Origin of the sequence: Bhargavaea ullalensis (assembly GCF_042432615.1) — a bacterium.
Taxonomy (GTDB): Bacteria; Bacillota; Bacilli; order Bacillales_A; family Planococcaceae; genus Bhargavaea; species Bhargavaea ullalensis.
In genome coordinates, this window is sequence record NZ_JBHLWY010000005.1 from 1 (window position 1) to 22,281 (window position 22,281).

Annotated in this window: 20 protein-coding genes; 13 read left to right on the forward strand and 7 right to left on the reverse strand. The window is 55.9% G+C overall.

Annotation, left to right across the window (positions count from 1 at the left end; genetic code table 11):
• Positions 1–356: 356 nt before the first annotated feature.
• The 6 genes from gyrA to dnaA form a co-directional block, all read right to left on the reverse strand.
• On the reverse strand, positions 357–2,957 hold the full coding sequence (gyrA, locus tag ACFFIY_RS00785; RefSeq protein ID WP_354197412.1) for a DNA gyrase subunit A: 2,601 nt from the start codon (positions 2,955–2,957) through the stop codon (positions 357–359).
• A 25-nt stretch (positions 2,958–2,982) separates the two neighbouring features.
• On the reverse strand, positions 2,983–4,908 hold the full coding sequence (gyrB, locus tag ACFFIY_RS00790) for a DNA topoisomerase (ATP-hydrolyzing) subunit B (RefSeq protein ID WP_354197414.1): 1,926 nt from the start codon (positions 4,906–4,908) through the stop codon (positions 2,983–2,985).
• A 100-nt stretch (positions 4,909–5,008) separates the two neighbouring features.
• Positions 5,009–6,136 (reverse strand): DNA replication/repair protein RecF, encoded by a 1,128-nt coding sequence (gene recF / locus ACFFIY_RS00795; protein ID WP_354197416.1) that lies wholly within the window; start codon positions 6,134–6,136, stop codon positions 5,009–5,011.
• Positions 6,126–6,365 carry a S4 domain-containing protein YaaA gene (yaaA, locus tag ACFFIY_RS00800; RefSeq protein WP_354197417.1) on the reverse strand — a complete coding sequence of 80 codons (240 nt, stop codon included), beginning with the start codon at positions 6,363–6,365 and terminating at the stop codon, positions 6,126–6,128. Before yaaA ends, recF begins: the two co-directional genes overlap by 11 nt.
• A gap of 191 nt (positions 6,366–6,556) precedes the next feature.
• On the reverse strand, positions 6,557–7,693 hold the full coding sequence (dnaN, locus tag ACFFIY_RS00805) for a DNA polymerase III subunit beta (RefSeq protein WP_354197418.1): 1,137 nt from the start codon (positions 7,691–7,693) through the stop codon (positions 6,557–6,559).
• A 167-nt stretch (positions 7,694–7,860) separates the two neighbouring features.
• On the reverse strand, positions 7,861–9,210 hold the full coding sequence (gene dnaA / locus ACFFIY_RS00810) for a chromosomal replication initiator protein DnaA (protein WP_354197420.1): 1,350 nt from the start codon (positions 9,208–9,210) through the stop codon (positions 7,861–7,863).
• A 547-nt stretch (positions 9,211–9,757) separates the two neighbouring features.
• Between dnaA and rpmH the strand changes: the two genes are divergently transcribed.
• The 11 genes from rpmH (at position 9,758) to ACFFIY_RS00865 (ending at position 20,465) form a co-directional block, all read left to right on the forward strand.
• Positions 9,758–9,892, forward strand: a complete 135-nt coding sequence (gene rpmH / locus ACFFIY_RS00815; protein WP_040226408.1) for a 50S ribosomal protein L34 — start codon at positions 9,758–9,760, stop codon at positions 9,890–9,892.
• A gap of 88 nt (positions 9,893–9,980) precedes the next feature.
• On the forward strand, positions 9,981–10,325 hold the full coding sequence (gene rnpA, locus ACFFIY_RS00820) for a ribonuclease P protein component (protein WP_354197422.1): 345 nt from the start codon (positions 9,981–9,983) through the stop codon (positions 10,323–10,325).
• Positions 10,326–10,421: 96 nt separating this feature from the next.
• On the forward strand, positions 10,422–11,285 hold the full coding sequence (gene yidC, locus ACFFIY_RS00825) for a membrane protein insertase YidC (RefSeq protein WP_354197423.1): 864 nt from the start codon (positions 10,422–10,424) through the stop codon (positions 11,283–11,285).
• Complete coding sequence (jag, locus tag ACFFIY_RS00830) at positions 11,282–12,241, forward strand: RNA-binding cell elongation regulator Jag/EloR (protein WP_354197425.1); 960 nt, start codon at positions 11,282–11,284, stop codon at positions 12,239–12,241. The genes yidC and jag overlap by 4 nt, the downstream gene beginning before the upstream one ends.
• 583 nt (positions 12,242–12,824) lie before the next feature.
• Positions 12,825–14,210, forward strand: a complete 1,386-nt coding sequence (gene mnmE, locus ACFFIY_RS00835; protein WP_354197427.1) for a tRNA uridine-5-carboxymethylaminomethyl(34) synthesis GTPase MnmE — start codon at positions 12,825–12,827, stop codon at positions 14,208–14,210.
• A gap of 56 nt (positions 14,211–14,266) precedes the next feature.
• Positions 14,267–16,156, forward strand: a complete 1,890-nt coding sequence (gene mnmG, locus ACFFIY_RS00840) for a tRNA uridine-5-carboxymethylaminomethyl(34) synthesis enzyme MnmG (protein ID WP_354197429.1) — start codon at positions 14,267–14,269, stop codon at positions 16,154–16,156.
• A 77-nt stretch (positions 16,157–16,233) separates the two neighbouring features.
• Positions 16,234–16,953: a 16S rRNA (guanine(527)-N(7))-methyltransferase RsmG gene (rsmG, locus tag ACFFIY_RS00845; RefSeq protein WP_354197431.1), complete on the forward strand. Its 720-nt coding sequence runs from the start codon at positions 16,234–16,236 to the stop codon at positions 16,951–16,953.
• A gap of 92 nt (positions 16,954–17,045) precedes the next feature.
• Positions 17,046–17,912, forward strand: a complete 867-nt coding sequence (noc, locus tag ACFFIY_RS00850; protein WP_354197433.1) for a nucleoid occlusion protein — start codon at positions 17,046–17,048, stop codon at positions 17,910–17,912.
• 152 nt (positions 17,913–18,064) lie between these two features.
• On the forward strand, positions 18,065–18,838 hold the full coding sequence (locus ACFFIY_RS00855) for a ParA family protein (RefSeq protein ID WP_354197435.1): 774 nt from the start codon (positions 18,065–18,067) through the stop codon (positions 18,836–18,838).
• Entirely contained in the window at positions 18,819–19,661 is an 843-nt protein-coding gene (locus ACFFIY_RS00860; RefSeq protein ID WP_354197437.1) for a ParB/RepB/Spo0J family partition protein, read from the forward strand. Before ACFFIY_RS00855 ends, ACFFIY_RS00860 begins: the two co-directional genes overlap by 20 nt.
• A gap of 66 nt (positions 19,662–19,727) precedes the next feature.
• A complete protein-coding gene (locus ACFFIY_RS00865; RefSeq protein ID WP_354197439.1) occupies positions 19,728–20,465 on the forward strand; it encodes a DUF554 domain-containing protein in 738 nt (245 codons plus the stop codon).
• Here the strand turns inward: ACFFIY_RS00865 and yyaC are convergent.
• Positions 20,400–20,990: a spore protease YyaC gene (gene yyaC / locus ACFFIY_RS00870; RefSeq protein ID WP_354197440.1), complete on the reverse strand. Its 591-nt coding sequence runs from the start codon at positions 20,988–20,990 to the stop codon at positions 20,400–20,402. The genes ACFFIY_RS00865 and yyaC overlap by 66 nt on opposite strands.
• A gap of 90 nt (positions 20,991–21,080) precedes the next feature.
• On the opposite strand from yyaC, the gene ACFFIY_RS00875 reads away from it, so the two are divergent.
• Positions 21,081–22,037, forward strand: coding sequence for a mechanosensitive ion channel family protein (locus ACFFIY_RS00875; protein ID WP_354197441.1), 957 nt, complete (start codon positions 21,081–21,083; stop codon positions 22,035–22,037).
• A gap of 37 nt (positions 22,038–22,074) precedes the next feature.
• Positions 22,075–22,278 carry a DUF951 domain-containing protein gene (locus ACFFIY_RS00880; protein ID WP_354197442.1) on the forward strand — a complete coding sequence of 68 codons (204 nt, stop codon included), beginning with the start codon at positions 22,075–22,077 and terminating at the stop codon, positions 22,276–22,278.
• Positions 22,279–22,281 lie beyond the last annotated feature (3 nt).

The following is a 22,281-nucleotide window of genomic DNA, read 5'->3' on the forward strand; positions in this document are numbered from 1 at the left end:
ACTTTGTTGCTGGCATATCTGCTTGATATGTCCGAATCATGTGTTTCGTTCACCCGACGGGGTCGGGATCCGGAAACAATTTTATCAGCGTTTTGCTGTTCAGTTTTCAAGGTTCAGTTCGTTGCAGTCTCTCTCACTCGACTGCTTTATTATCTTAACATCGTTGTTTCGGAATGTCAACAAAAAAGTTATCTCTTTTTTGTTCCTGCAGATCCTTGCCAGTCGGCACGGCCGCTCCGAAAAGCAACTTCCAAAGTATACTCGCCTGTTCTGCCGATTGCAACCCCTGCCGTGAAAAAAGTTCAAGACATAGGAAAAGGCGCCGGCTTCATGCGCCGGCGCCTTTTGTTCATCTCTTATTCTGTCGGGTCTTCTTCAAAATCCTCTTTCGGTTCTCCGAAGTCCTCTTCGTCCTCTTCGATCGAAGGGAATTCTCCCTCGACCGCCGACTCGGGCTCGAGTTTTTCCGGATCGTCGAACTGTTCCTCCAGCACGTCTTCCATCTCGCCTTCCGGCATGTCCTCTTCCTCTTCCTTCTCGACCTTGGCGACGGTCGCGACCAGTTCGCCTTCGCCGAGACGGATGAGACGGACCCCCTGCGTGATCCGGCCGATGACCGAAATGTCCGCGACATCCATCCTGATGAGAATGCCGTGGATGGTGATCAGCATGATGTCTTCCGTTCCGTCGAGCGCCTTCATGGAAATGAGCGGTCCGTTGCGGTCGGTGACATGGACGGTCTTCAAGCCGTATCCGCCGCGAGACTGGTTCCGGTATTCGGACTCCGGTGTCCTCTTGCCGAATCCATGCTCTGTGACCACAAGGATTTCCTGGCCTTCCTCGATCACATCCATGCCGACGACATAGTCATCCCCGCGCAGCCGGATGCCGCGGACGCCTGTTGCCGTCCGCCCCATCGGCCGCAGATCTTCTTCGTTGAAGCGGATGAGCATGCCGTTGCGCGTGCCGATGACGATGTCTTTCTGTGAATCGGTCATCTTGACGGCAATCAATTCGTCGTCCTCTCTCAGCGAAAGGGCGATCAGTCCGTTTGACCGGATGTTGGCAAAATGGGAAACAGGCGTCCGTTTGGCCACGCCGTATTTCGTCGTGAATACGAGGAAGGCATCGTCTTCGTATTCATCCACCCGGAGCATGGCCGTCACCTGTTCGCCTTTGTCGAGGCCGAGCAGGTTGATGATCGGCAGCCCTTTTGCCGTCCGGCTGAACTCCGGAATTTCATAGCCTTTCAGGCGATAGACCTTCCCGTTGTTTGTGAAGAACAGGATCCGGTCATGGGTGGATGTGTAAAGCAGGTGCTCGACAAAGTCATCGTCGTTCGTCCCCATGCCCTGCACGCCGCGGCCGCCCCTGCGCTGGCTGCGGTAAGTGCTTGCCGGCAGGCGCTTGATATAACCGTTGTGCGTCAGGGTGAGCACGGAGTTCTCGACGGGGATGAGGTCTTCATCCTCGAGCATTTCGGAGCCGCCCGAGGTGATTTCCGTGCGTCGGTTGTCCGAGAAGCGCTCTTTCACTTCCGTCAGTTCCTCTTTGATGAGTTCAAGCAGTTTTTGCTCATCTGCGAGGATAGCCCGCAGCTCTTCGATCAGGATGCGGAGCTCTTTGTACTCCTCTTCGATCTTGTCCCGCTCCAGCCCGGTCAGCCGCTGGAGCCGCATGTCCAGAATGGCCTGGGACTGCCGCTCCGACAGTTCGAACCGCTCCATGAGCGCGGACTTCGCCTCTTCGGTGTTTTTCGATGCCCGGATGAGCGCAATGATTTCGTCGATATGGTCGAGTGCAATGCGCAGCCCCTCAAGGATGTGGGCGCGGTCCTCTGCCTTGTTCAGCTCAAACTGGGTCCGGCGCGTCACGACTTCCTTCTGGTGCTCAAGGTAATGGAACAGGATCTCTTTCAGGCTGAGCACCTTCGGCTGGCCGTTCACGAGCGCCAGCATGTTGATGCCGAAGCTCGTCTGCAGCGCGGTATGCTTGTAAAGATTGTTGACGATGACGTGCGCGTTGGCATCCCGACGGACTTCCATGACGATTCTCATGCCGTTGCGGTCGGATTCGTCCCGAAGGTCGGTGATGCCGTCGATCCGCTTTTCCCGGACATGTTCGGCGATCTTCTCGATAAGCCGTGCTTTGTTCACCTGGTAAGGCAGTTCATGGACGAGGATCGTCTCCTTGCCGTTGGAAGCCGTCTCGATCTCGACCTTGCCCCTCGTCAGGATGGAACCGCGGCCGGTTTCGTAGGCGCGGCGGATACCGCTCCGGCCGAGGATGAGGCCGCCGGTCGGAAAGTCCGGCCCCGGTACGATCTCCATCAGTTCCTCTGTCGTAATCGCCGGGTTGTCGGCAAGCGCGAGGACGGCGTTGATCGTCTCGCCCAGATGGTGCGGCGGGATGTTGGTGGCCATGCCGACCGCGATGCCGGACGTACCATTGACGAGCAGGTTCGGGAACCGGCTCGGAAGGACGATCGGTTCTTTTTCCTGACCGTCGTAGTTTGCCTGGTAGTCGATCGTGTTTTTATTGATGTCACGCAGCATCTCCGCAGAGATTTTGGACATGCGTGATTCGGTGTATCGCATGGCTGCCGCCGAGTCGCCGTCGATCGACCCGAAGTTGCCGTGCCCGTCCACGAGCATATACCGGTAGTTGAAGTCCTGTGCCATCCTGACCATCGTGTCATAGACGGCGCTGTCGCCGTGCGGGTGATACTTACCGATGACGTCGCCGACGATACGGGCGGATTTTTTGTACGGTTTGTCCGCCGTGTTCCCGAGATCCTGCATTGCGTACAGGATGCGGCGGTGCACCGGCTTCAGCCCGTCCCGCACGTCCGGCAGCGCACGCGATACGATGACACTCATCGCGTAGTCGAGGAACGAGGTTTTCATCTCCGTGCTGATATTGATGCGCTGGACGCCACGATTCGGCGTGTCTGCCATGGTAGTTGACTCCTTTCAAAAAGCCTCAAATGTCCAGGTTCTTAACATATTCCGCGTTTTCTTCGATGAATTGCCGGCGCGGTCCGACTTCGTCTCCCATCAACTGCTCGAACGTTGCATCCGCATCAAGCGCGTCCTCGAGGGACACCTGCAGCAGGGTGCGGTGTTCGGGATCCATCGTCGTATCCCACAGCTGCGTCGCATCCATCTCCCCAAGCCCTTTGTAGCGCTGGATGACCGGCTTCGGCACCTGCGGAAGGCGGCCCAGGATCTCTTGCAGTTCGGTGTCGTTGTAGCAGTATTCGACCGTCTTGCCCTGCTTCACCTGATAAAGCGGCGGCTGTGCGATATAGACATAGCCCGCTTCGATGAGCGGCCGCATGAAACGGAAGAAGAAAGTGAGGAGCAGCGTCCGGATATGGGCGCCGTCGACGTCGGCATCGGTCATGATGATGAGCTTGTGGTAACGCGCCTTTTCGAGTGTGAACTCATCGCCGATGCCCGTGCCGAGTGCCGTGATCATCATCCGGATCTCCGCATTTCCGAGAATCCGGTTCATATGGGCCTTCTCCACATTCAGGATTTTCCCGCGAAGCGGCAGAATGGCCTGGAAATGGCGGTCCCGTCCATTTTTGGCGGATCCGCCCGCAGAGTCGCCCTCAACGATGTACAGTTCGCTGATCGCCGGGTCGCGCGAAGAGCAGTCGGCCAGCTTGCCCGGCAGACTGGACACTTCCAGCGCGGATTTCCGGCGCGTGAATTCACGGGCCTTCTTCGCCGCAATGCGCGCACGCGCCGCCATGAGACCCTTGTCCACAATCGTCCGGGCGCCCGTCGGATGCTCAAGCAGGAACCGGTCGAGGCCCGCCGAGAAGAGAGTGTTGACGATCGGGCTCACTTCGGAGTTGCCGAGCTTCGTCTTTGTCTGTCCCTCGAACTGCGGATCCGGGTGCTTGACCGAGATGATCGCGGTCAGCCCTTCGCGGACGTCATCTCCGGACAGGTTGGCATCATTGTCCTTGAGCAGGCCGTTTTTGCGCGCGTAGTCGTTGATGACCCGGGTTAGAGCGGTCTTGAAGCCGGATTCGTGCGTGCCGCCTTCGTACGTGTTGATGTTGTTTGCGAATGAAAAGATGTTCGATGCATATCCTGCATTGTACTGCATCGCAATTTCAATCGAGATGCCGTCTTTTTCACCTTCGATGAAGATCGGCTCCTCATGGATCGGATCTTTGTTTTCGTTGATGTGCTGGACATACGACTTGATCCCGCCTTCGTAGTGGAAGGAGTCGCTCCGCAGCTCTTCCCCGCGCTCGTCGGTGATCGTGATGCGCAGGCCCCGGTTCAGGTAGGCCAGCTCCTGCAGACGGTGCGCCAGGATGTCGTATTCATAGACCGTCGTTTCGGTGAAGATCTCGGGATCCGCCTTGAAGCGGGTCATCGTACCGGTTTCTTCCGTGTCGCCGATGATCTTCAGATCGTCCTTGATGAGGCCGCGTTCAAACGCGATGAAGTAAAGATGCCCGTCTCTGGCCACGGTCACTTCGGTCCGCTCCGACAGGGCGTTCACGACCGAGGCGCCGACGCCGTGCAGGCCGCCGGATACTTTGTATCCTCCTCCGCCGAACTTGCCCCCCGCATGGAGGACGGTCATGATGACTTCCACCGCCGGGCGTCCCGTCTTTTCCTGGGTGCCGACCGGGATTCCGCGCCCGTTGTCCTGGACGCGGATCCAGTTGTCTTTTTCAATATAGACTTCGATGTGATCGCAGTAGCCTGCCAGCGCCTCGTCGATGCTGTTGTCGACGATTTCCCAGACGAGATGGTGCAGACCTTTTGAACTGGTCGTTCCGATATACATTCCGGGACGTTTGCGGACCGCTTCCAGGCCTTCAAGAACCTGAATCTGATCCGCTCCGTAATCATCCTCATGAAGATGGTTTTCATCCATCGCCAATTTCCGCTCACCTGCCCTTTCATGACCCAAAAAAAACTATGCAGCAATCCCTATATGAGTGAAAACCCGCGGCAGGCGATGCCCGTCCGCGTGTTCAGACGTCTTTCTGTTCCGCAGAGACCGCGCCGGACTCAACCCGGTACAGATCGGCCTCCCGGATGGTCTCGTGGTTGATGCCGCTGATGTTCGTCGTCGTGACGAATGTCTGAACCTGTCCCTGTATCGTATTCAAGAGATGGGACTGGCGGTAATCGTCCAGCTCGGACAGCACATCGTCCAGGAGAAGCACCGGAGATTCCCCCGTTTCCTGCTTGAGCAGCTCGATTTCCGCAAGTTTCAGCGAAAGGGCCGCAGTCCGCTGCTGGCCCTGGGAACCGTACGTCTGGACATTATGCCCATTCACAAGGAAAGTCAGATCATCCCTGTGCGGGCCCGCCAGCGTCACCCCTCTCTCGAGTTCGCGGCTTCTCAGTCCTGCGAGCTTTTCACCGAGCCGCTCTTTCATTTCTTCGGGGGACTGGTCCGGGTCGATCCCCTTCAGCGGTTCGTAGATCACCCGGAGTTCTTCCTTGCCGCGTGAAATGCCCGCATGGATCGGTTCCGCCCATTTCTGCAGCAGTTCGGCAAAAGCGAACCGCTTGCGCATAATCTGCACCGCCAGCCCGATGTACTGGTCAGTATAGACATCAAACATCACATCTTGCAGTTCTTTTCTGCCCTGGTTGGCCCGGAGGATCGAGTTCCGTTGCCTGAGCACTTTCTGAAATGAAAGGAGGTCATGGAGATACACCCTTGAAACCTGCCCGATCTCCATATCCAAAAAACGCCGGCGCACCTGGGGGCTGCCCTTGATGAGGTGCAGGTCCTCCGGCGCGAACATCACGACGTTCAGCTGCCCGATATAGTCACTGAGGCGTTGCTGTTCCAGGTGGTTGACCCGGGCCTTCTTCCCTTTTTTCGAAAGGATGAGCTCAAGCGGCAGCGGACCGTATTTGCGCTCCACCACTCCTTCTATTTTACCATAATCAGCGCCCCAGCGTATCAATTCGCGATCGTTTGCCGTCCGGTGCGATTTGGCCATCGCCAGCACGTAGATCGCTTCCATGACATTCGTTTTTCCCTGCGCATTTTCGCCGATGAACACGTTGATCTGCGGCGAGAAAGAAAGCTCCAGCTTTTCGTAGTTCCGGTAGTTGATTAATTTGAGTTTCTCAATGTGCATCTGTTGGCCCCGCGGACGCTCCCGTCACCCGGAATCTGCCTGTGCCCGGGATGTTGACGACATCTCCGTCACGCAGTTTGCGGCCGCGCCGGCCCTCCTGCTCGCCGTTCACGTACACCTCATGCTCTGACAGGAACCATTTGGCCATGCCGCCCGATCCGATGGCATTGGTCATCTTCAGTGCCTGGCCGAGCGTGATGAACTCGCTTTCGATTAACAGTTGTTCCATGGTCGATCGCCGCCTTTCCTTGTTCCGTTCCGCTTTTCTTTTTATCTTATCGAAAGTTTTCAAATAAGCAAAAGGGACGGCGTTCAAAGCCGTCCCTTTTCGCAAGTCGTCCTGTCCGGTTTTGCAGTCATGCCTGTGGCTCCTTGCAGCCACTCCGGCTGACTTCCCACGTCGGCCGCCCTCCGCTTTTCTTAGTAAGTCCGGACGGGGAGGATGAGTTGGAGGAGTGTGTCGTCGTCGACGGATTTAAGGACGAACGGGCGCATCGCTCCGGAGAAGCGGATGACGATGTCCTGCCCTTCGATCGCACGGAGCGCGTCCATCATGTATTTGGCACTGAAGGAGATCTTGAGCTCATCTCCTTCGACGGCGGATGTTTCGACGAGTTCTTCGACTTTCCCGATTTCCGGAGAGTTCGAGGAGATTTCCACCGTGTTGCCTCCGTCTGCCATGAACCGGACAACATTGTTCCTCTCTTCCCTCGCAAGAAGCGATGCGCGGTCAATTGACTGGAGAAGCGTCCGGCCGTTGACGGTGATGTCCGTTTTGTATTCCGCGGGGATGAGGCGGGATGTGTCCGGGTAGTTCCCTTCCAGCAGCCGGGAATAGAAAAGGACATGCCCTGCCCGGAAAAGCACTTGCTTGTTGCTCATGGTGATGCCGACCGGTTCGCTTGAGTCGCCAAGGATTTTATTGAGCTCCTGCAGGCTTTTGCCCGGGATCACGATGCTGTATTCGTCTTCCGGCGCTGTTTCCAGGCGGGTTTTCCGCCGGGCAAGACGGTGGCTGTCCGTCGCGACACAGACGAGTTCCCCGTCTTTCACCTGCCAATGAACGCCGGTGAGGACCGGGCGGCTTTCGGAAGTCGATACCGCAAAGACCGTTTCCCGGATGATCGTCTTCAGCAAATCGCCGGGAATGGCGAAATGGCGATCGTCGTCGATTTCAGGAAGCTGCGGATAATCCTCCGCGTCGGAGCCGATCAGATGGAATTCGGATTTTCCGGACCTGATATGGGTCTGAAGATGGTTGCTCACTTCAATCTCCACTTCGTTTGTCGGAAGCTTGCGCACGATTTCACTGAAGTATTTGGCCTGAAGCACGATCGATCCACCCTGTGAAGTTCGGATCAGCTGTTCCCCGTCTTCTTCTGCAGGCACAAATGTCCGGATTGTAATATCGGAATCACTTCCCGTCAGCCGGAGGCCTTCTTCGTCCACTTCCAGTTTGATCCCCGTCAGGATCTGGACCGTTGCTTTTGAACTGACTGCCTTCATGACATCGTTCAGTGCATCGATCAGCCGATCCCTCGCAATCTCAAATTTCATCTTCATACCTCCGCGTATATATTTAATTTAAAAGTAAAAAGAATAATAGTAATAGTAGTAGGGCCTGTGGATAAGTGGATAAGCCCCTTTGATCCACGGCTTCCTAAGCTGTCCACATGTGCATAAGCTGTGCACTGCCGTGCACGCAAAAAACGGGTTATCCACACTCAGTTTTTGCCGAGGGCAGCCTTGATCTCCTTGACATCCTGCTGGAGATTTTCGTCTTCCTTCAGCATTTTTGAGATTTTTTCATGTGCGTGGATGACCGTTGAATGATCGCGTCCGCCGAATTCATCGCCGATCTTCGGCAGCGAGGATTCGGTCAGCTCTCGTGAAAGGAACATGGCGATCTGCCGCGGGAACGCGATGGACTTGGTCCGTTTTTTGGCTGCAAAGTCCTCAAGGCGGACATGGAAATGCTCCCCGACCGCTTTTTGGATATCCAGGATCGTCACCTGGCGCGGCCTTGCATTCGGGATGATGTCCTTCAGCGCTTCTTCCGCAAGCTGGGGTGAAATGTCTTCGTTGACGAGCGAAGAGTAGGCCACAACCCGGATGAGCGCCCCTTCAAGCTCCCGGATGTTCGTGTCGATCTGATTGGCGATGTAGAGCATGACATCGTTTGAGACATCCACCAGCCCGTCGGCTTTCGCTTTCTTGCGGAGGATGGCGATCCGGGTTTCCAGATCAGGCGGCGTGATGTCGGTGATCAATCCCCATTCAAAACGCGAACGCAGCCGGTCCTCAAGCGTCGGAATCTCTTTCGGCGGGCGGTCGCTGGAGATGACGATTTGCTTTGACGACTCATGGAGCGTATTGAACGTATGAAAAAATTCTTCCTGGGTTTGTTCTTTTCCGGCGATAAACTGGATATCATCGATCAAGAGCACGTCGACATTGCGGTATTTATCGCGGAATTCAACCGCCTCATTGTCGCGGATGGAGTTGATGAACTCATTCGTGAACTTCTCCGACGACAGATAGACGACCTTTGAATCCGGGTTATGCTCCCGGACGTAATGGCCGATTGCGTGCATCAGGTGGGTTTTGCCGAGTCCGACGCCCCCGTAGATGAACAGCGGGTTATACGCTTTCGCAGGCGCTTCCGCAACGGCAAGGGACGCGGCATGGGCGAACCGGTTGCCGCTGCCGATGACGAATGTGTCGAAAGTGTATTTCGGGTTGAGCATTCCCGGCGACGGGTCCACGTGGCGACCGTTTTTGGGTTTTGCATTCGGTTTTGGCATGTTGAACTGGTCTTCATCGACGTCTTTCGGCACGGTGAAACGGATATGTACGTCTTCGCCGGTCAATTCGGCGAGGATGCCGGCAATGAGCTGCACGTAATGGTTCTCGAGCCAGTCCCGCGTAAATGAGTTCGGTGCCCCGATGACGACGGTGTCATCCCGGTAGTCGACCATCCGGGTTGACTTCAGCCACGTCTCGAAACTGGGCTTGGAAATCTTTTGTTCCACCCGGGCGAGCACCTGGTTCCATAAATCCTCGAACTGTTCCAACACACAGCCTCCTTTACTAGTTATTTTGTCGGAATATCAATCACGCCGGCGAATTTGCTCACAAATCCACAGGCTGTGGATAGGGCTTGTCAAAAAACGCGGAAAAAATTATCCACAACATATTAACAATTGTGGATAAGAATTTAACCGGCTGTTTCCGGAGAAAAGTTATGCTCCAACATCGTAACAAAAAAAACCGGAAAGCACAACACTTTGCGGCACTTATCCACACGGTCCGAAACTGTGCACAACTCCCTTATCCACAGGCAGTGGAGCTGTGCGAAACTTGTCGATAAATGGTGTGCATAACTTTTTTCCTGTCGAATGGTGCCCACAGGGCGTTTTGAAGGAACGGTGGATAACCGTGGATAACTTTGCCGGGAGCCGGAGCGGCGCGGAGAGAGAAAAAAAGTCTGAGAAGAAGGACAAGCACGGAAGAGGAAGCAGATCTGTCTTCTTGGGGAATGGTTGACAGATGGAAGATGCTCAATTATAATATGCAAGACTGTCTGAAGTTAATCGGCAACGACCAGGAGGTGTCTTATAGATGAAACGCACGTACCAACCAAATAAACGTAAGCACAGCAAAGTACACGGATTCCGCGCACGCATGAAAACAAAGAGCGGCCGCCGCGTGATCGCAGCACGCCGTCGCAAAGGAAGAAAAGTACTTTCAGCATAAGTCCACTGATCACTCAGTGGTCTTTTTTTTCGTTTCGGCCGGCTTCTTGCCAATGAAGTAAAAAGAAATTCAGATGGGTGTGGGAGACATGAATAAACACCAGCGGGTAAAGAAGAACGAAGATTTTCAGAAGGTCTTCAAGAAGGGAAAGTCATTTGCAAACCGGCAGTTTGTCATTTATTCGCTGCGCAAAGAAGGACAGGAAGAGTTCCGGGTCGGCATATCGGTTTCAAAGAAGATCGGCAACGCCGTCACTCGCAACCGGATCAAACGTTATGTCCGCCAGTCGATTCTGGAACTGGGAGATGATCTCCGGCCGGATATGGACTATATCATCATCGCCCGCCACCAGGCGGCGGCCATCGATTTCCACACGACCAAGAAAAGCCTCATCCATGTGATGCGCATCGCCAAAGTGCTGAGAAAGAAGTAGAACCGCCGGCCTTAACCGTGGTACGATGAGGGGAAAGGACGGGAAGCACCCGTCCCGCACAATACTAATAGAAGATATCAGTCTGGGGGAACGATTTTGAAGAAGAAGTTACTGCTTGTTCTCATGGTCGCCCTGCTCGCTTCATTCCTTGCGGGATGCACCGAGTTCAAGGAACCGATCTACGAGGACAGCGAAGGGTTCTGGAACCGCTTCATCGTCTGGCCGCTCGTCTCCATCATCACCGCGTTCAAGAACTTGCTCGGGACTTACGGTCTCGGGATCATCGCCGTGACGATCATCATCCGGCTCGTGCTGCTGCCGCTCATGATCAAGCAGACGCAAAGTTCGAAGCGGATGCAGGAGATCCAGCCGGAGATCAAGGCGCTCCAGGCAAAATACAAGTCGAAAGACGCCGTCACTCAGCAGAAGTACCAGCAGGAATTCCAGCAGCTGATGTCGGAGCGGAAAGTCAATCCGGCCGCCGGCTGCTTCCCGGTCATCATCCAGATGCCGATCCTCATCGGGTTCTACCATGCGATCAGCCGAATGAATGCGACACCGGGCATCGAGGTCGGTAACTTCCTTGGAGTGAACCTTGCCGAACCGAGCATCATTCTGGCTTTCCTTGCGGCTGCGATGCAGTTCATCGTGCTGCGCACAGGCCCGGCGATGGACAATCCGCAGATGAAGGTCATGATGTATTTCATGCCGGTCATGATCTTCTTCATCGGTACAATCCTGCCGGCCGCATTGACGCTGTACTGGATTGTCGGAAATATCATCTCCTTCATTACGAACCTGTTCCTGTACAAGCCGTGGGAGAAAAAGACGGCACCGGCCGCGGCCTCCGCGGCAACCAACAGGGGAAGCCGGCCGGGCAACAAGCCTGCCGCTCAGCCGAAAGCCGCAAAAAGCGGCGGAAAGAAAGGCGGCCCCAAATCGGGAGGTAAGAAAAAATGAAGCAGACGGTCGCGACGGGCGCAACGGTCGATCAGGCAGTCTCCAATGCACTGAAGGAACTCGGCCTTGCCCGCGATGAAGTGAACATTGACGTCATTGACGAAGGCAAAAAAGGGTTTTTGGGCTTTGGTGCCAGAGACGCCAAGGTGCGCGTCTCGGCCGCCGATGCGAGCGTGGCGGACGGCGCGGAAAAGGAAGCGGGCCCCAATGCGGAAGAGGCAAAAGCCGCTCCGGATGAATTGCCGGCCCCGCCTGTCGTCGCCGCTGAGCCGATGGAACCGGTCAAGCCGGATGAGCACCCGGCCCCGGAAGCAAAGGCGGAAGAAGAGCCTGCGGACGAGATGGAGCATGCTCCTAAAGGACCGGAGATTCCGGATCTTTCGGACGGCCGCACGGACAAGGTGACCGGACCGGTCAGCCCGGTTGTTGCCGCCGAGCCGATTGAACCGCTCCAACCTGATGAGCCGGAACCCCGTGATCCGGAACAGGAAATCCGCAAGCTGGATGAAGCCATTGCCGAAACGGCGGATTACCTGAAGGCGATCGCAGACGGAATGGGCGTAAAGGACGTCAAGGTGGTCCATATGCTGGACGGAAAGAACTTGGAATTCAGCCTTCATAGCCCTGACGCAGCATTGCTCATCGGCAAGAGGGGACAGACGCTCAACGCCCTGCAGCAGCTTGTCCAGGTCGTGGCGAACAACAAGGCGAAGCAGTTCCTGCTCGTCAGCGTGGATGCCGGCGACTACCGGGCCCGCCGCAAAGAGACACTTGAACTGCTTGCGGAACGCAAAGCCGACCAGGCCGTTCGCACCGGCCGCCGGATCGCACTCGAACCGATGCCGGCAAGCGAGCGCAAGATCATCCACCATGTGCTGTCAGAACGGTTTGACGTCGACACCCATTCTGAAGGCAAAGAACCGCACCGCCATCTCGTCATCGAACCTCACAAATGAATCAACGAACCAACGCCGGGCAGCCGATCACGCTGCCCGGTTTTTTCGTTTTCTTAACCCGACGCATCCCGTCTCTTTCCCTGGATTGTGTCCAACTGTATTATGTAAACTCCGCCAGTCGAAGAAATTCGCTCGCTTATCATGGGCGCCGCCCAAAAACCGGACAGCATCGCGCCAGGAATCCACTCACCCCTGCAATGCGCTCACTCACGGTGTCTATGATTCCACTCACCCCTGTAACGCGCTCACTCAAGGCCTCTATGATTCCACTCATCCCAAACAGCACCATGGACGTGTCCAGGAACTCGATTTATCGAAGAAATCCGCTCACTTACACAGAAAACCAGACACAATCTCTCCCTGTTTCCGGAAACCCCCACTTTTGAAATAAGCACGTTTGTGATATTATAATACGTTAGATAACCATGTGAAAAAGGTTATCCACATGTGGATAGAAAAGCGGAACGGGCGGGAGTCGAGGAAGTCAGCCAAAGGGAGCCGTCAAGACGTCAACGGCTGACTGACCCGCTTGCAGCCGCCCGAAGCTAGCCAAATAGAAGAACGCAAGGAAAGGGTGGCCCAAATGGAATTTGATACGATTTCGGCGATCTCCACACCGATGGGCGAAGGGGCGATCGCGATTGTCCGGCTGAGCGGGGACGAAGCAGTCGCCATCACGGACAAGCTGTTCCGGGCACCGTCGGGCAAGCCGCTGTCGGAAATGGCCTCCCATACGATTCACTACGGGCACCTCGTCGATCCGGAAACCGGTTCGGTTGCGGAAGAAGTGATGGTGTCGCTCATGAAGGCGCCGAAAACGTTCACGCGCGAGGACGTGGTGGAGATCAACTGCCACGGCGGACTCACGTCGGTGAATCGCGTGCTGGAACTTGTGCTCAGGAGCGGTGCGCGTCTTGCGGAGCCGGGCGAGTTCACGAAGCGGGCATTCCTCAACGGGCGCATCGACCTGAGCCAGGCGGAAGCGGTCATCGACCTGATCCGTGCCAAAACAGACCGTGCGATGGACGTGGCGCTCGGCCAGATGGAAGGCCGGCTTTCCCGGCTCATCGGCAGCCTTCGCCAGGCGCTCATCGAGACGCTCGCGCAGGTCGAAGTGAACATCGACTACCCCGAATATGATGACGTGGAGGAAATGACGCTTCCGGTCCTCGTCGAAAAATGCACGTGGGTAAAGGAAGAGATCGACAAGCTCATCCGGACATCCGGACAGGGCAAGATCCTCCGCGAAGGGTTATCCACGGCGATCATCGGCCGGCCGAATGTCGGAAAATCATCGTTGCTCAACAGTCTTCTGCAGGAAAACAAAGCAATCGTCACGGATATCGCCGGAACGACGCGTGATATCATCGAGGAGTACGTGAACGTGCGCGGCGTGCCGCTGAAGCTGGTCGACACGGCGGGGATCCGGGAAACGGAGGATATCGTCGAGCGGATCGGCGTCGAGCGGTCGCGCAAAGTCCTGAAGGAAGCGGATCTCATCCTGCTTGTCCTCAACAGCTCTGAAGCGCTCTCCGAAGAAGATAATCGCCTGTTCGACGCGGTGAAGGGCATGGATGTCATCATCGTGGCGAACAAAACCGACCTTCCGCGGAGGATGGATCTCGATGAGCTCAAGCAGCTCGCTCCCGGCGCTCCGCTCGTCACCACCTCCCTCCTGCAGGATGAAGGCATCGGCGAACTCGAAGAAGCGATCGCCTCAATGTTCTTCGAAGGACACACGGGCAACCAGGACATGACCTACGTATCGAACGCACGCCACGTCGCACTCCTTCACAGCGCCCGTTCGGCGGTGGAAGAAGCGATCGGTGCCGCAGAGGCGGGCGTTCCGGTCGACATGGTCCAGATCGATGTGACCCGCGCCTGGGAAATCCTCGGCGAAATCGTCGGGGACACCGTGCAGGACAGCCTCATCAACCAGTTGTTTTCTCAGTTCTGCCTTGGAAAATGAACCGATTCCGGCAAAGTCCGGATTTATATATTCTTTAATTAGGAAGGGTGACGAACATGCCGCAATTTGAAGCAGGCAAGTTCGACGTAATTGTCATCGGAGCGGGGCATGCCGGCGTGGAAGCCGGGATGGCCGCCGCGAAGATGGGCGCAAAGACACTGATGCTGACGATGAACCTGGACATGATCGCTTTCATGCCGTGCAATCCGTCGATCGGCGGACCGGCAAAAGGAATCGTCGTCCGGGAAATTGATGCACTCGGCGGAGCCATGGGCAAAGTGATCGACAAGACGCATATCCAGATGCGCATGCTGAACACCGGTAAAGGGCCGGCCGTCCGGGCGCTCCGCGCACAGGCCGACAAAGTGCTGTATCAGCAGGAAATGAAGCGCCTCCTGGAAGAGCAGGAAAACCTCCTGCTCCACCAGGGCATCGTTGAAAAACTCATCGTCGAGGATGATGAAATCAAGGGCGTCATCACACAGGTCGGCGCCGTCTACCGGGCGGAAACGGTCGTCGTGACGACCGGGACCTTCCTGCGCGGGGAAATCATCATCGGCGACCTGAAATACTCCAGCGGTCCGAATCATCAGCAGCCGTCGATCGGCCTGGCGGAAAACCTCGAGGAGCTCGGATTCGACCTGGTCCGGTTCAAGACCGGAACACCGCCGCGCGTCAACAGCCGGACGATTGACTACAGCAAGACGGAAATCCAGCCGGGAGACGAAGAACCGCATGCATTCAGCTACGAGACGACCGAGTTCATCACCGACCAGCTTCCGTGCTGGCTGACTTATACGACGGCCGAAACCCACGAGGCGATCAATGAAAACCTTCATCTGTCCCCGATGTACTCAGGCATGATCAAAGGCAAAGGACCTCGTTATTGCCCGTCGATCGAAGACAAGATCGTCCGCTTCGCGGACAAGCCGCGGCACCAGATCTTCCTTGAGCCGGAAGGACGCAATACGCGTGAAGTGTATGTGCAAGGGCTGTCGACCAGCCTGCCGGAACATGTGCAGCGCCGGCTCCTCGAAACGGTGCCGGGTCTTGAAAAGGCTGAAATGATGCGTGCCGGCTATGCGATCGAGTACGACGCCATCGTGCCGACGCAACTTTGGCCGACGCTTGAAACGAAGCGGATCCGCGGCCTTTATACAGCCGGCCAGATCAACGGGACGAGCGGCTACGAGGAAGCGGCCGCACAGGGCATCATGGCCGGCATCAACGCCGCCGCCCGCGTGCTTGGCCGCGAAGAAGTGATCCTGAGCCGATCCGATGCGTACATCGGCGTCCTGATCGATGACCTCGTGACGAAGGGGACGAACGAACCATACCGGCTTCTCACCTCACGCGCCGAATACCGTCTTCTTCTCCGCCATGACAATGCGGATATGCGGCTGACGGAGCTCGGTTACCAAATCGGCATGCAGTCTGAGCCGCGCCACACCGCATTCCTGGAGAAAAAGCGGATGATCGAGGATGAAATCAGCCGCCTGCGCTCAGTCGTCCTCAAGCCGGACGAAGCCATCCAGCAAGCCATCAGGGAAATCGGCGGCACCGAGCTGAAGGAAGCCGTCCATGCCGCCGACCTTCTCAAGCGGCCGGAAATCCACTATGGACTGATCGAAGGTGCCACGCCGGCGCCAGCAGCGCTACCGGATGATGTGAAGGAGCAGGTTGAAATCCAGATCAAGTACGAAGGCTATATCGACAAGTCGATGCAGCAGGTGGAACGGCTGAAAAAGATGGAAGACAAAAAAATTCCGGAAGACATCGACTACGATGCGATCCAGGGCATTGCATCGGAAGCGCGCCAGAACCTGAAGGAAGTGCGCCCGCTCTCGATCGCGCAGGCTTCCCGGATCTCCGGCGTCAACCCGGCGGACATCTCGATTCTTCTTGTCTATATCGAACACGGGAAGATCGCAAAAGTTACCAGCTGACAGTTTCAAAGAATTCATAACAGGCCGATGTGAACGGGGTTTCGCATCGGCCCTTTCCATGGAAGGGGTACCGTCTCATGAACGAAGAACAATTTATCTGCGAACTTGCCGGACACGGCATCGAACTGGGCGAGAAGCAAGCCGGGCAGTTCCGTCGCTACTATGAACTCCTCGTCGAATGGAACGAAAAAATGAACCTGACCGCCATCACCGACAAAGACCAGGTTTACCTGAAGCACTTCCTGGACTCGGTGAGTGTCGCATTCCGGACATCGTTCGAGGGTCCGCTCACTGTTTGTGATGTCGGGGCGGGTGCGGGATTCCCTAGCATTCCGCTGAAAATCTGCTTCCCGGAACTCCGGGTGACGATCATCGATTCGCTCAACAAACGAATCACGTTCCTTGAAGAGCTCGGAAAAGAACTGGACCTTGATCACGTCCGCTTCGTCCATTCACGTGCCGAGGAAGCGGGACAGAATCCTGAATTCCGCGAGGCGTTCGACGTGGTCACGGCACGTGCGGTCGCCCGCCTGCCGCTCCTCGCCGAACTTTGCCTTCCGCTTGTCAAGGAAGGGGGCCGGTTCATCTCCATGAAGGCGGCTTCTGCCGGAGAAGAACTGGAAGAAGCAGCGTACGCAGTGAAGACGCTCGGTGGCAGGCTTTCCGACTCATACTCCTTCCTGCTCCCGGTTGAGGAAAGTGAACGAAACATCTTTGTCTTCGATAAAGTTTCCAAGACGCCTAAAAAGTATCCGCGCAAGCCGGGAACGCCAGCAAAGCAGCCGCTCGTCAAGTAATTGTTTCACGTGAAACGCGATTGAAGGATTTCCAGGCTTCTTATCGAATTAATTACCTTATGAGCAAGGATGTCCACAAGGGGGTGCCCGGTTTGAAGAGCACGTTCTCACGTTTTTTCGGGAACAGCGAAAAAGAAGAGTTTATTGAGACGGACGCGGCAGAGCGGTCAGAGGATGTCATCAAAGTTCCGCTCGCTGATATCATACCGAACCGATTTCAGCCAAGAACGATTTTTGATGAGGATAAAATCGATGAGCTGGCGCGGACGATCAATATCCACGGGGTAATCCAGCCGATCGTCGTCAGGCCGATTGAAGACGGGAAATATGAGATCATCGCCGGAGAGCGAAGATACCGCGCGATGAAGAAGCTGAACTGGGCGGAAGTGCCGGCGATCGTCCGGGATATGGACGACAAAGAGACGGCCTCCGTCGCACTGATCGAGAACCTCCAGCGGGAAGAACTGACGGCGATCGAGGAAGCGATGGCCTACGACAAGCTGCTCAAGCTCCACTCGCTCACCCAGGAAGCGCTCGCCCAGCGGCTCGGCAAGGGACAGTCGACGGTGGCCAATAAACTCCGCCTTCTGAAGCTTCCCGAACAGATCCGCCGCGGAATCCTCGACCGCCGGATCTCCGAGCGGCATGCGCGCTCCCTGCTGGCTTTAAAAGATGAGGAACTCCAGCTCCGGCTTTTTGAAGAAATAAAGGAACAGGAGTACAACGTCAAACAGCTGGAAGAGCGGATCCATCAGATCCTCAATCCGGAAGACGGTGAAGAGGAAGAAAAAAAGCCGAAGACAAAGCGCAAGGCTGTGAGCAAGGACGTCAGGATAGCCCTGAACACGATCCGCCAGTCGCTGTCGCTCGTCAAACAGAGCGGCATCCACCTGAAGACAGAGGAAGAAGACGAAGAGGATTTTTACAAGATCACGGTCAGGATTCCGAAAAAGAAGTGACCCCTTCTCTTGCCGGGCTGCCGGCAGGAGATTTTGCCGTTTTGCAAAGGGCATGAAAAGGGGTTTTTTGATAGAATGGAAGCAGTGAAAGTGAAACCGCCGGCCGTGCCGGCTCACTGCCGCGATAACAGCAGTTGGAAAGCAGGTGCATTGTGGGAAGAATCATATCGATCGCCAACCAGAAAGGCGGTGTCGGAAAGACGACGACATCCGTCAACCTGAGTGCGTGCCTTGCTCATCTCGGCAAGAAAGTGCTGCTGATCGATACCGATCCGCAGGGCAACGCAACGAGCGGGGTTGGCGTCAACAAAGGTGATGTCCAAAACTGCATTTACGATATTCTGATTGATGATGCCGAGGTCCGTAGTGCCATCCTCCCGACGGACGTGGACAATCTGAGCATTATTCCGGCCACCATCTCACTGGCCGGAGCGGAGATTGAACTCGTCTCGACCATTTCCCGGGAGGTTCGGCTGAAGCATGCGCTGGATGAGATCCGTGATGATTATGACTACATCATCATCGACTGTCCCCCGTCGCTAGGCCTGCTGACGCTCAATGCCCTGACGGCCTCCGACGGCCTCATCATCCCGGTTCAGTGCGAGTATTATGCGCTGGAAGGGCTGAGCCAGCTTCTCAGTACGATCCGGCTCGTCCAGAAGCACCTCAATAATGATTTGATGATCGATGGCGTGCTGCTGACGATGTTCGATGCCCGGACCAATCTCGGCATCCAGGTGATCGAAGAAGTGAAAAAGTATTTTCAGGACAAAGTCTACAATACGGTCATTGCACGAAACGTCCGGCTCAGCGAAGCGCCGAGCCACGGAGAACCGATCATCGTCTATGATCCAAGGTCCCGCGGTGCCGAAGTGTATTTAGAATTGGCGAAGGAAGTGATCCGCAATGGCGAAAGGGTTAGGTAAGGGGCTGAATGCGCTTTTCCCCGGAGAGTCGCTGAAGCAGACCGAGAATGTGGAACAGCTGGACCTGAAACTTCTGAAGCCCAATCCGTTCCAGCCGAGGAAAGTGTTCGATGAAGAAAGCCTCGCTGAGTTGACGGAATCCATCCGCGAACATGGAGTTCTCCAGCCGATCATTGTCCGGAAAAAAGGAAAGAAGTTTGAAATCGTTGTCGGAGAACGCCGCTACCGGGCTTCCGGACAAGCCGGCCTTGACATGATACCGGCAGTGGTCCGGGAAATGACCGACCAGCAAATGATGGAGCTTGCGATCCTTGAAAACCTGCAGCGGGAAGATCTGTCGCCGATCGAAGAAGCCGAAGCCTACCGCCAGCTCATGGAGAACCTCGGCCTCACGCAGGAACAACTCGCTTTTCGGCTCGGCAAAAGCCGTCCCCACATCGCCAACCATATCCGGCTTCTTGCCTTGCCGGATGAGGTGAGGGCAATGCTGTCGGACGGCAGGCTGTCGATGGGCCACGGGCGGACGCTGCTCGGCCTCAAGCACAAGGCCCAGATTTTGCCCCTTGCACAGAAAACGGTCAATGACGGTCTTAACGTACGCCAGCTTGAGGCGCTCGTCCAGCGCATGAATGAAGATGTTCCACGTGAAACAAAAAAAGAAAAGAAAGATATCTTCATTGCGGAGAAGGAATCGGAACTTCGGGACTTTTTCGGGACGAGCGTCACCATCCGGAAGTCAAAGAACCGCGGGAAGATCGAAATCGAGTTTTTCTCTGAAGAAGATCTGGAACGCATTCTCGAACTTCTCGATCAACAGGATTAACATCCGCCTGCCCTTTTTCCCCGAGAGGAAGGGCGGGTCTATTTTTTGACAGAACGGGGGATTCCCATGGTCCTGTACGGGACACTCATCAACGTGGCACTTATCATCATCGGTTCGATCATTGGGAGATTCCTCGGCAACATACCCAACCGTGTGAAAGAGACGGTTACATACGCCATTGCACTGGCAGTTGTGGCGATCGGCGTCCAAATGAGCTTCGCCACTTCACAGATCATCATGGTCATCATTTCCATCGTCCTTGGCGCCGCGCTCGGAGAATGGCTGGACCTGGACGGCCAGCTGAACCGGCTCGGCGCCTGGATGGAATCAAAGGCCGGCAAGAGCACGCGGGACAGCAACCGCAACAGCATTGCCCAGGGATTCATCACTGCAACCCTGATCTTTGTCATCGGTTCAATGTCGATCATCGGCGCCATCGACAGCGGGTTGCGGAATGACCACGATGTCTTGATCGCCAAAGGGATCATTGACGGGTTCACTGCGCTGATCCTCAGTTCGACGCTCGGCATCGGCGTGATCCTGGCCGCGGTTCCGGTGTTGCTCTACCAGGGGGCGATCACACTTTTGTCCACTCAGATCAGTGCGTTCATCCCGGATGACATGCTTCAGTTCTTCATCCGTGAAATGACGGCGACCGGCGGCTTGATGATCATTGCCATCGGCCTCAACCTGATCGGCCTGACGAAAATCCGGGTGGCCAATCTGATTCCCGGCATTCTAGTCGTGGCCGTCGTAACCGGCGTTCTGTACGGCTTTGGATTCATGCCGGTGCCAGGCGAGTAAAATGGCCCGGGCGGTAAGCCGGCTCATCATGAAGGGCAGGTGAAGCCGGGTGTTGCGCAGGGCCTCATGGCCGTCGCCGAGCGCGGCATTCACCACGCCTTTGATGGACACATCGCCGACGGGCGGCAGGGTTTTGCCGACTGCACGCCCCGGCATGAGGGGCCGGTCTTCCAAGATGATCTGTCCGATATGGGCAGTCTTGCCGAGACAGGCGTCCACGGCCACCGTGAAGACCGGTTCTTCGTCCGCCGCAGCGCTCAGCGTTCTTTCGAGGTTCAGCGCGTGCAGCGGCTGCTCAAGCGTCCCGATGAGCGGAAATGGAAAGCCGGCCTGTTCCCCGAGTGCCGTGCCGGTCAGCGGTCCGTACGAGTCACCCGTTGACCGGTCGGTGCCGATGCAGACAAACCGGACGGGCTGCTTGCCGAACGGCACATGACGGAGAAGTGCGCTGGACAGTCGCCATGCGCAGCCCGGTTCCGAGTAATGGAAACGTTCCTGAACGGATAAAGCCGTGATGGTCGTCATCGTATTCTCATTTCCTCCATGTGTGTTTTTGGAAGTATACGCAAAAAGATGAGACGATATACGAGATTTAAGCAAGGGAGGTAGAATAAGATGACTCAGCCGAAAATGCCGGAAGTCCCGGAAGTCCCAGATGTGCCGGTCAAAGATGAAATCAACGAAGATCTTAAACAATCATTTGACATGATCAGTTCACTGAAGGATATGCTCTTGAATGAGGATACGTGGATCCGTCTCGGCTTCATCGCGGTGAAGATCCTGGTCATCGTTTTGCTGGCGGCGCTTTTTGTAAGGATCGGCAAGTCGGTCATTCGGCGCGCATTCAGCATCAAGCTGAAAGGTCCGATCCGCACCTCCGAACGCCGGGAACGGACGCTCATCAAGCTTTTGGAGAACGTCCTCGCCTACGTGGTCTACTTTTCTGCGATCATGGCAATCCTGTCCATCTTCAAGATCAACGTCGCGGGCCTGCTCGCCGGTGCCGGCGTGCTCGGTCTTGCCGTCGGTTTCGGCGCACAGAGCCTCGTGAAGGACATCATCACCGGGTTCTTCGTCATTTTTGAAGACCAGTTTTCGGTCGGTGACTACGTGAAGATTGGGGAAGCCGTCGGAACGGTCGAGGAAATCGGCCTGCGCACGACGAAGATCAAGACGTATACGGGCGAACTGTATATCATCCCGAACGGGTCGATCACCGAAGTGGTGAATTCGTCGATCTACAACTCCACTGCGGTCATTGACATCAGCATCGCGCGGGAGACGAATCTTCAGGAGACCGAATCGCTCATCCGATCCTTCCTGGCCGGCATCACGGGGAAAGAGGACTATCCTGAAATCCTCTCACCGCCCGATCTGCTCGGAGTCCAGAGCCTGGAGGCGCATGAAGTCATTTTGCGGATCACCGCGGAAACGGCACCGATGATGCAGTATGCGGTCGAACGCCGGCTGCGGAAAGACCTGAAAAAGTTCCTGGAAGACAATCATATTGAAAGCGCCTATCCGAAAATGGTCATGGTGGATAAAAACGGCTCAAAGAACGAAGGCAAATGAAGACGGGCCGTCAGCCTGCATCCGGAGGTGAGTGAGTATGGAGAGCAAACAATATGGCATCGGCGATGTCGTGGAAATGAAAAAACAGCACCCGTGCGGAACGAATGCCTGGAAAGTCATCCGGTTGGGTGCAGACATCCGGATCAAGTGCACGGGATGCGGGCACAGCGTCCTCATCCCGAGGCGGGAATTCGAAAAGAAAATGAAGCGTGTTCTCGAACGGGCGGATGCAGGCGAATAATGG

Bases quoted from the DNA above. Each gene is read 5' to 3' on its own strand.
- yaaA (WP_354197417.1), bottom strand. From the start codon at position 6,365: ATGGAACAACTGTTAATCGAAAGCGAGTTCATCACGCTCGGCCAGGCA.
- jag (WP_354197425.1), top strand. From the start codon at position 11,282: ATGAAGCAGACGGTCGCGACGGGCGCAACGGTCGATCAGGCAGTCTCC.
- ACFFIY_RS00875 (WP_354197441.1), top strand. From the start codon at position 21,081: ATGACTCAGCCGAAAATGCCGGAAGTCCCGGAAGTCCCAGATGTGCCG.
- mnmG (WP_354197429.1), top strand. From the start codon at position 14,267: ATGCCGCAATTTGAAGCAGGCAAGTTCGACGTAATTGTCATCGGAGCG.
- ACFFIY_RS00860 (WP_354197437.1), top strand. From the start codon at position 18,819: ATGGCGAAAGGGTTAGGTAAGGGGCTGAATGCGCTTTTCCCCGGAGAG.
- ACFFIY_RS00865 (WP_354197439.1), top strand. From the start codon at position 19,728: ATGGTCCTGTACGGGACACTCATCAACGTGGCACTTATCATCATCGGT.
- mnmE (WP_354197427.1), top strand. From the start codon at position 12,825: ATGGAATTTGATACGATTTCGGCGATCTCCACACCGATGGGCGAAGGG.
- rsmG (WP_354197431.1), top strand. From the start codon at position 16,234: ATGAACGAAGAACAATTTATCTGCGAACTTGCCGGACACGGCATCGAA.
- rpmH (WP_040226408.1), top strand. From the start codon at position 9,758: ATGAAACGCACGTACCAACCAAATAAACGTAAGCACAGCAAAGTACAC.
- yyaC (WP_354197440.1), bottom strand. From the start codon at position 20,990: ATGACGACCATCACGGCTTTATCCGTTCAGGAACGTTTCCATTACTCG.
- gyrB (WP_354197414.1), bottom strand. From the start codon at position 4,908: ATGGATGAAAACCATCTTCATGAGGATGATTACGGAGCGGATCAGATT.
- recF (WP_354197416.1), bottom strand. From the start codon at position 6,136: ATGCACATTGAGAAACTCAAATTAATCAACTACCGGAACTACGAAAAG.
- rnpA (WP_354197422.1), top strand. From the start codon at position 9,981: ATGAATAAACACCAGCGGGTAAAGAAGAACGAAGATTTTCAGAAGGTC.
- dnaN (WP_354197418.1), bottom strand. From the start codon at position 7,693: ATGAAATTTGAGATTGCGAGGGATCGGCTGATCGATGCACTGAACGAT.
- ACFFIY_RS00880 (WP_354197442.1), top strand. From the start codon at position 22,075: ATGGAGAGCAAACAATATGGCATCGGCGATGTCGTGGAAATGAAAAAA.
- gyrA (WP_354197412.1), bottom strand. From the start codon at position 2,957: ATGGCAGACACGCCGAATCGTGGCGTCCAGCGCATCAATATCAGCACG.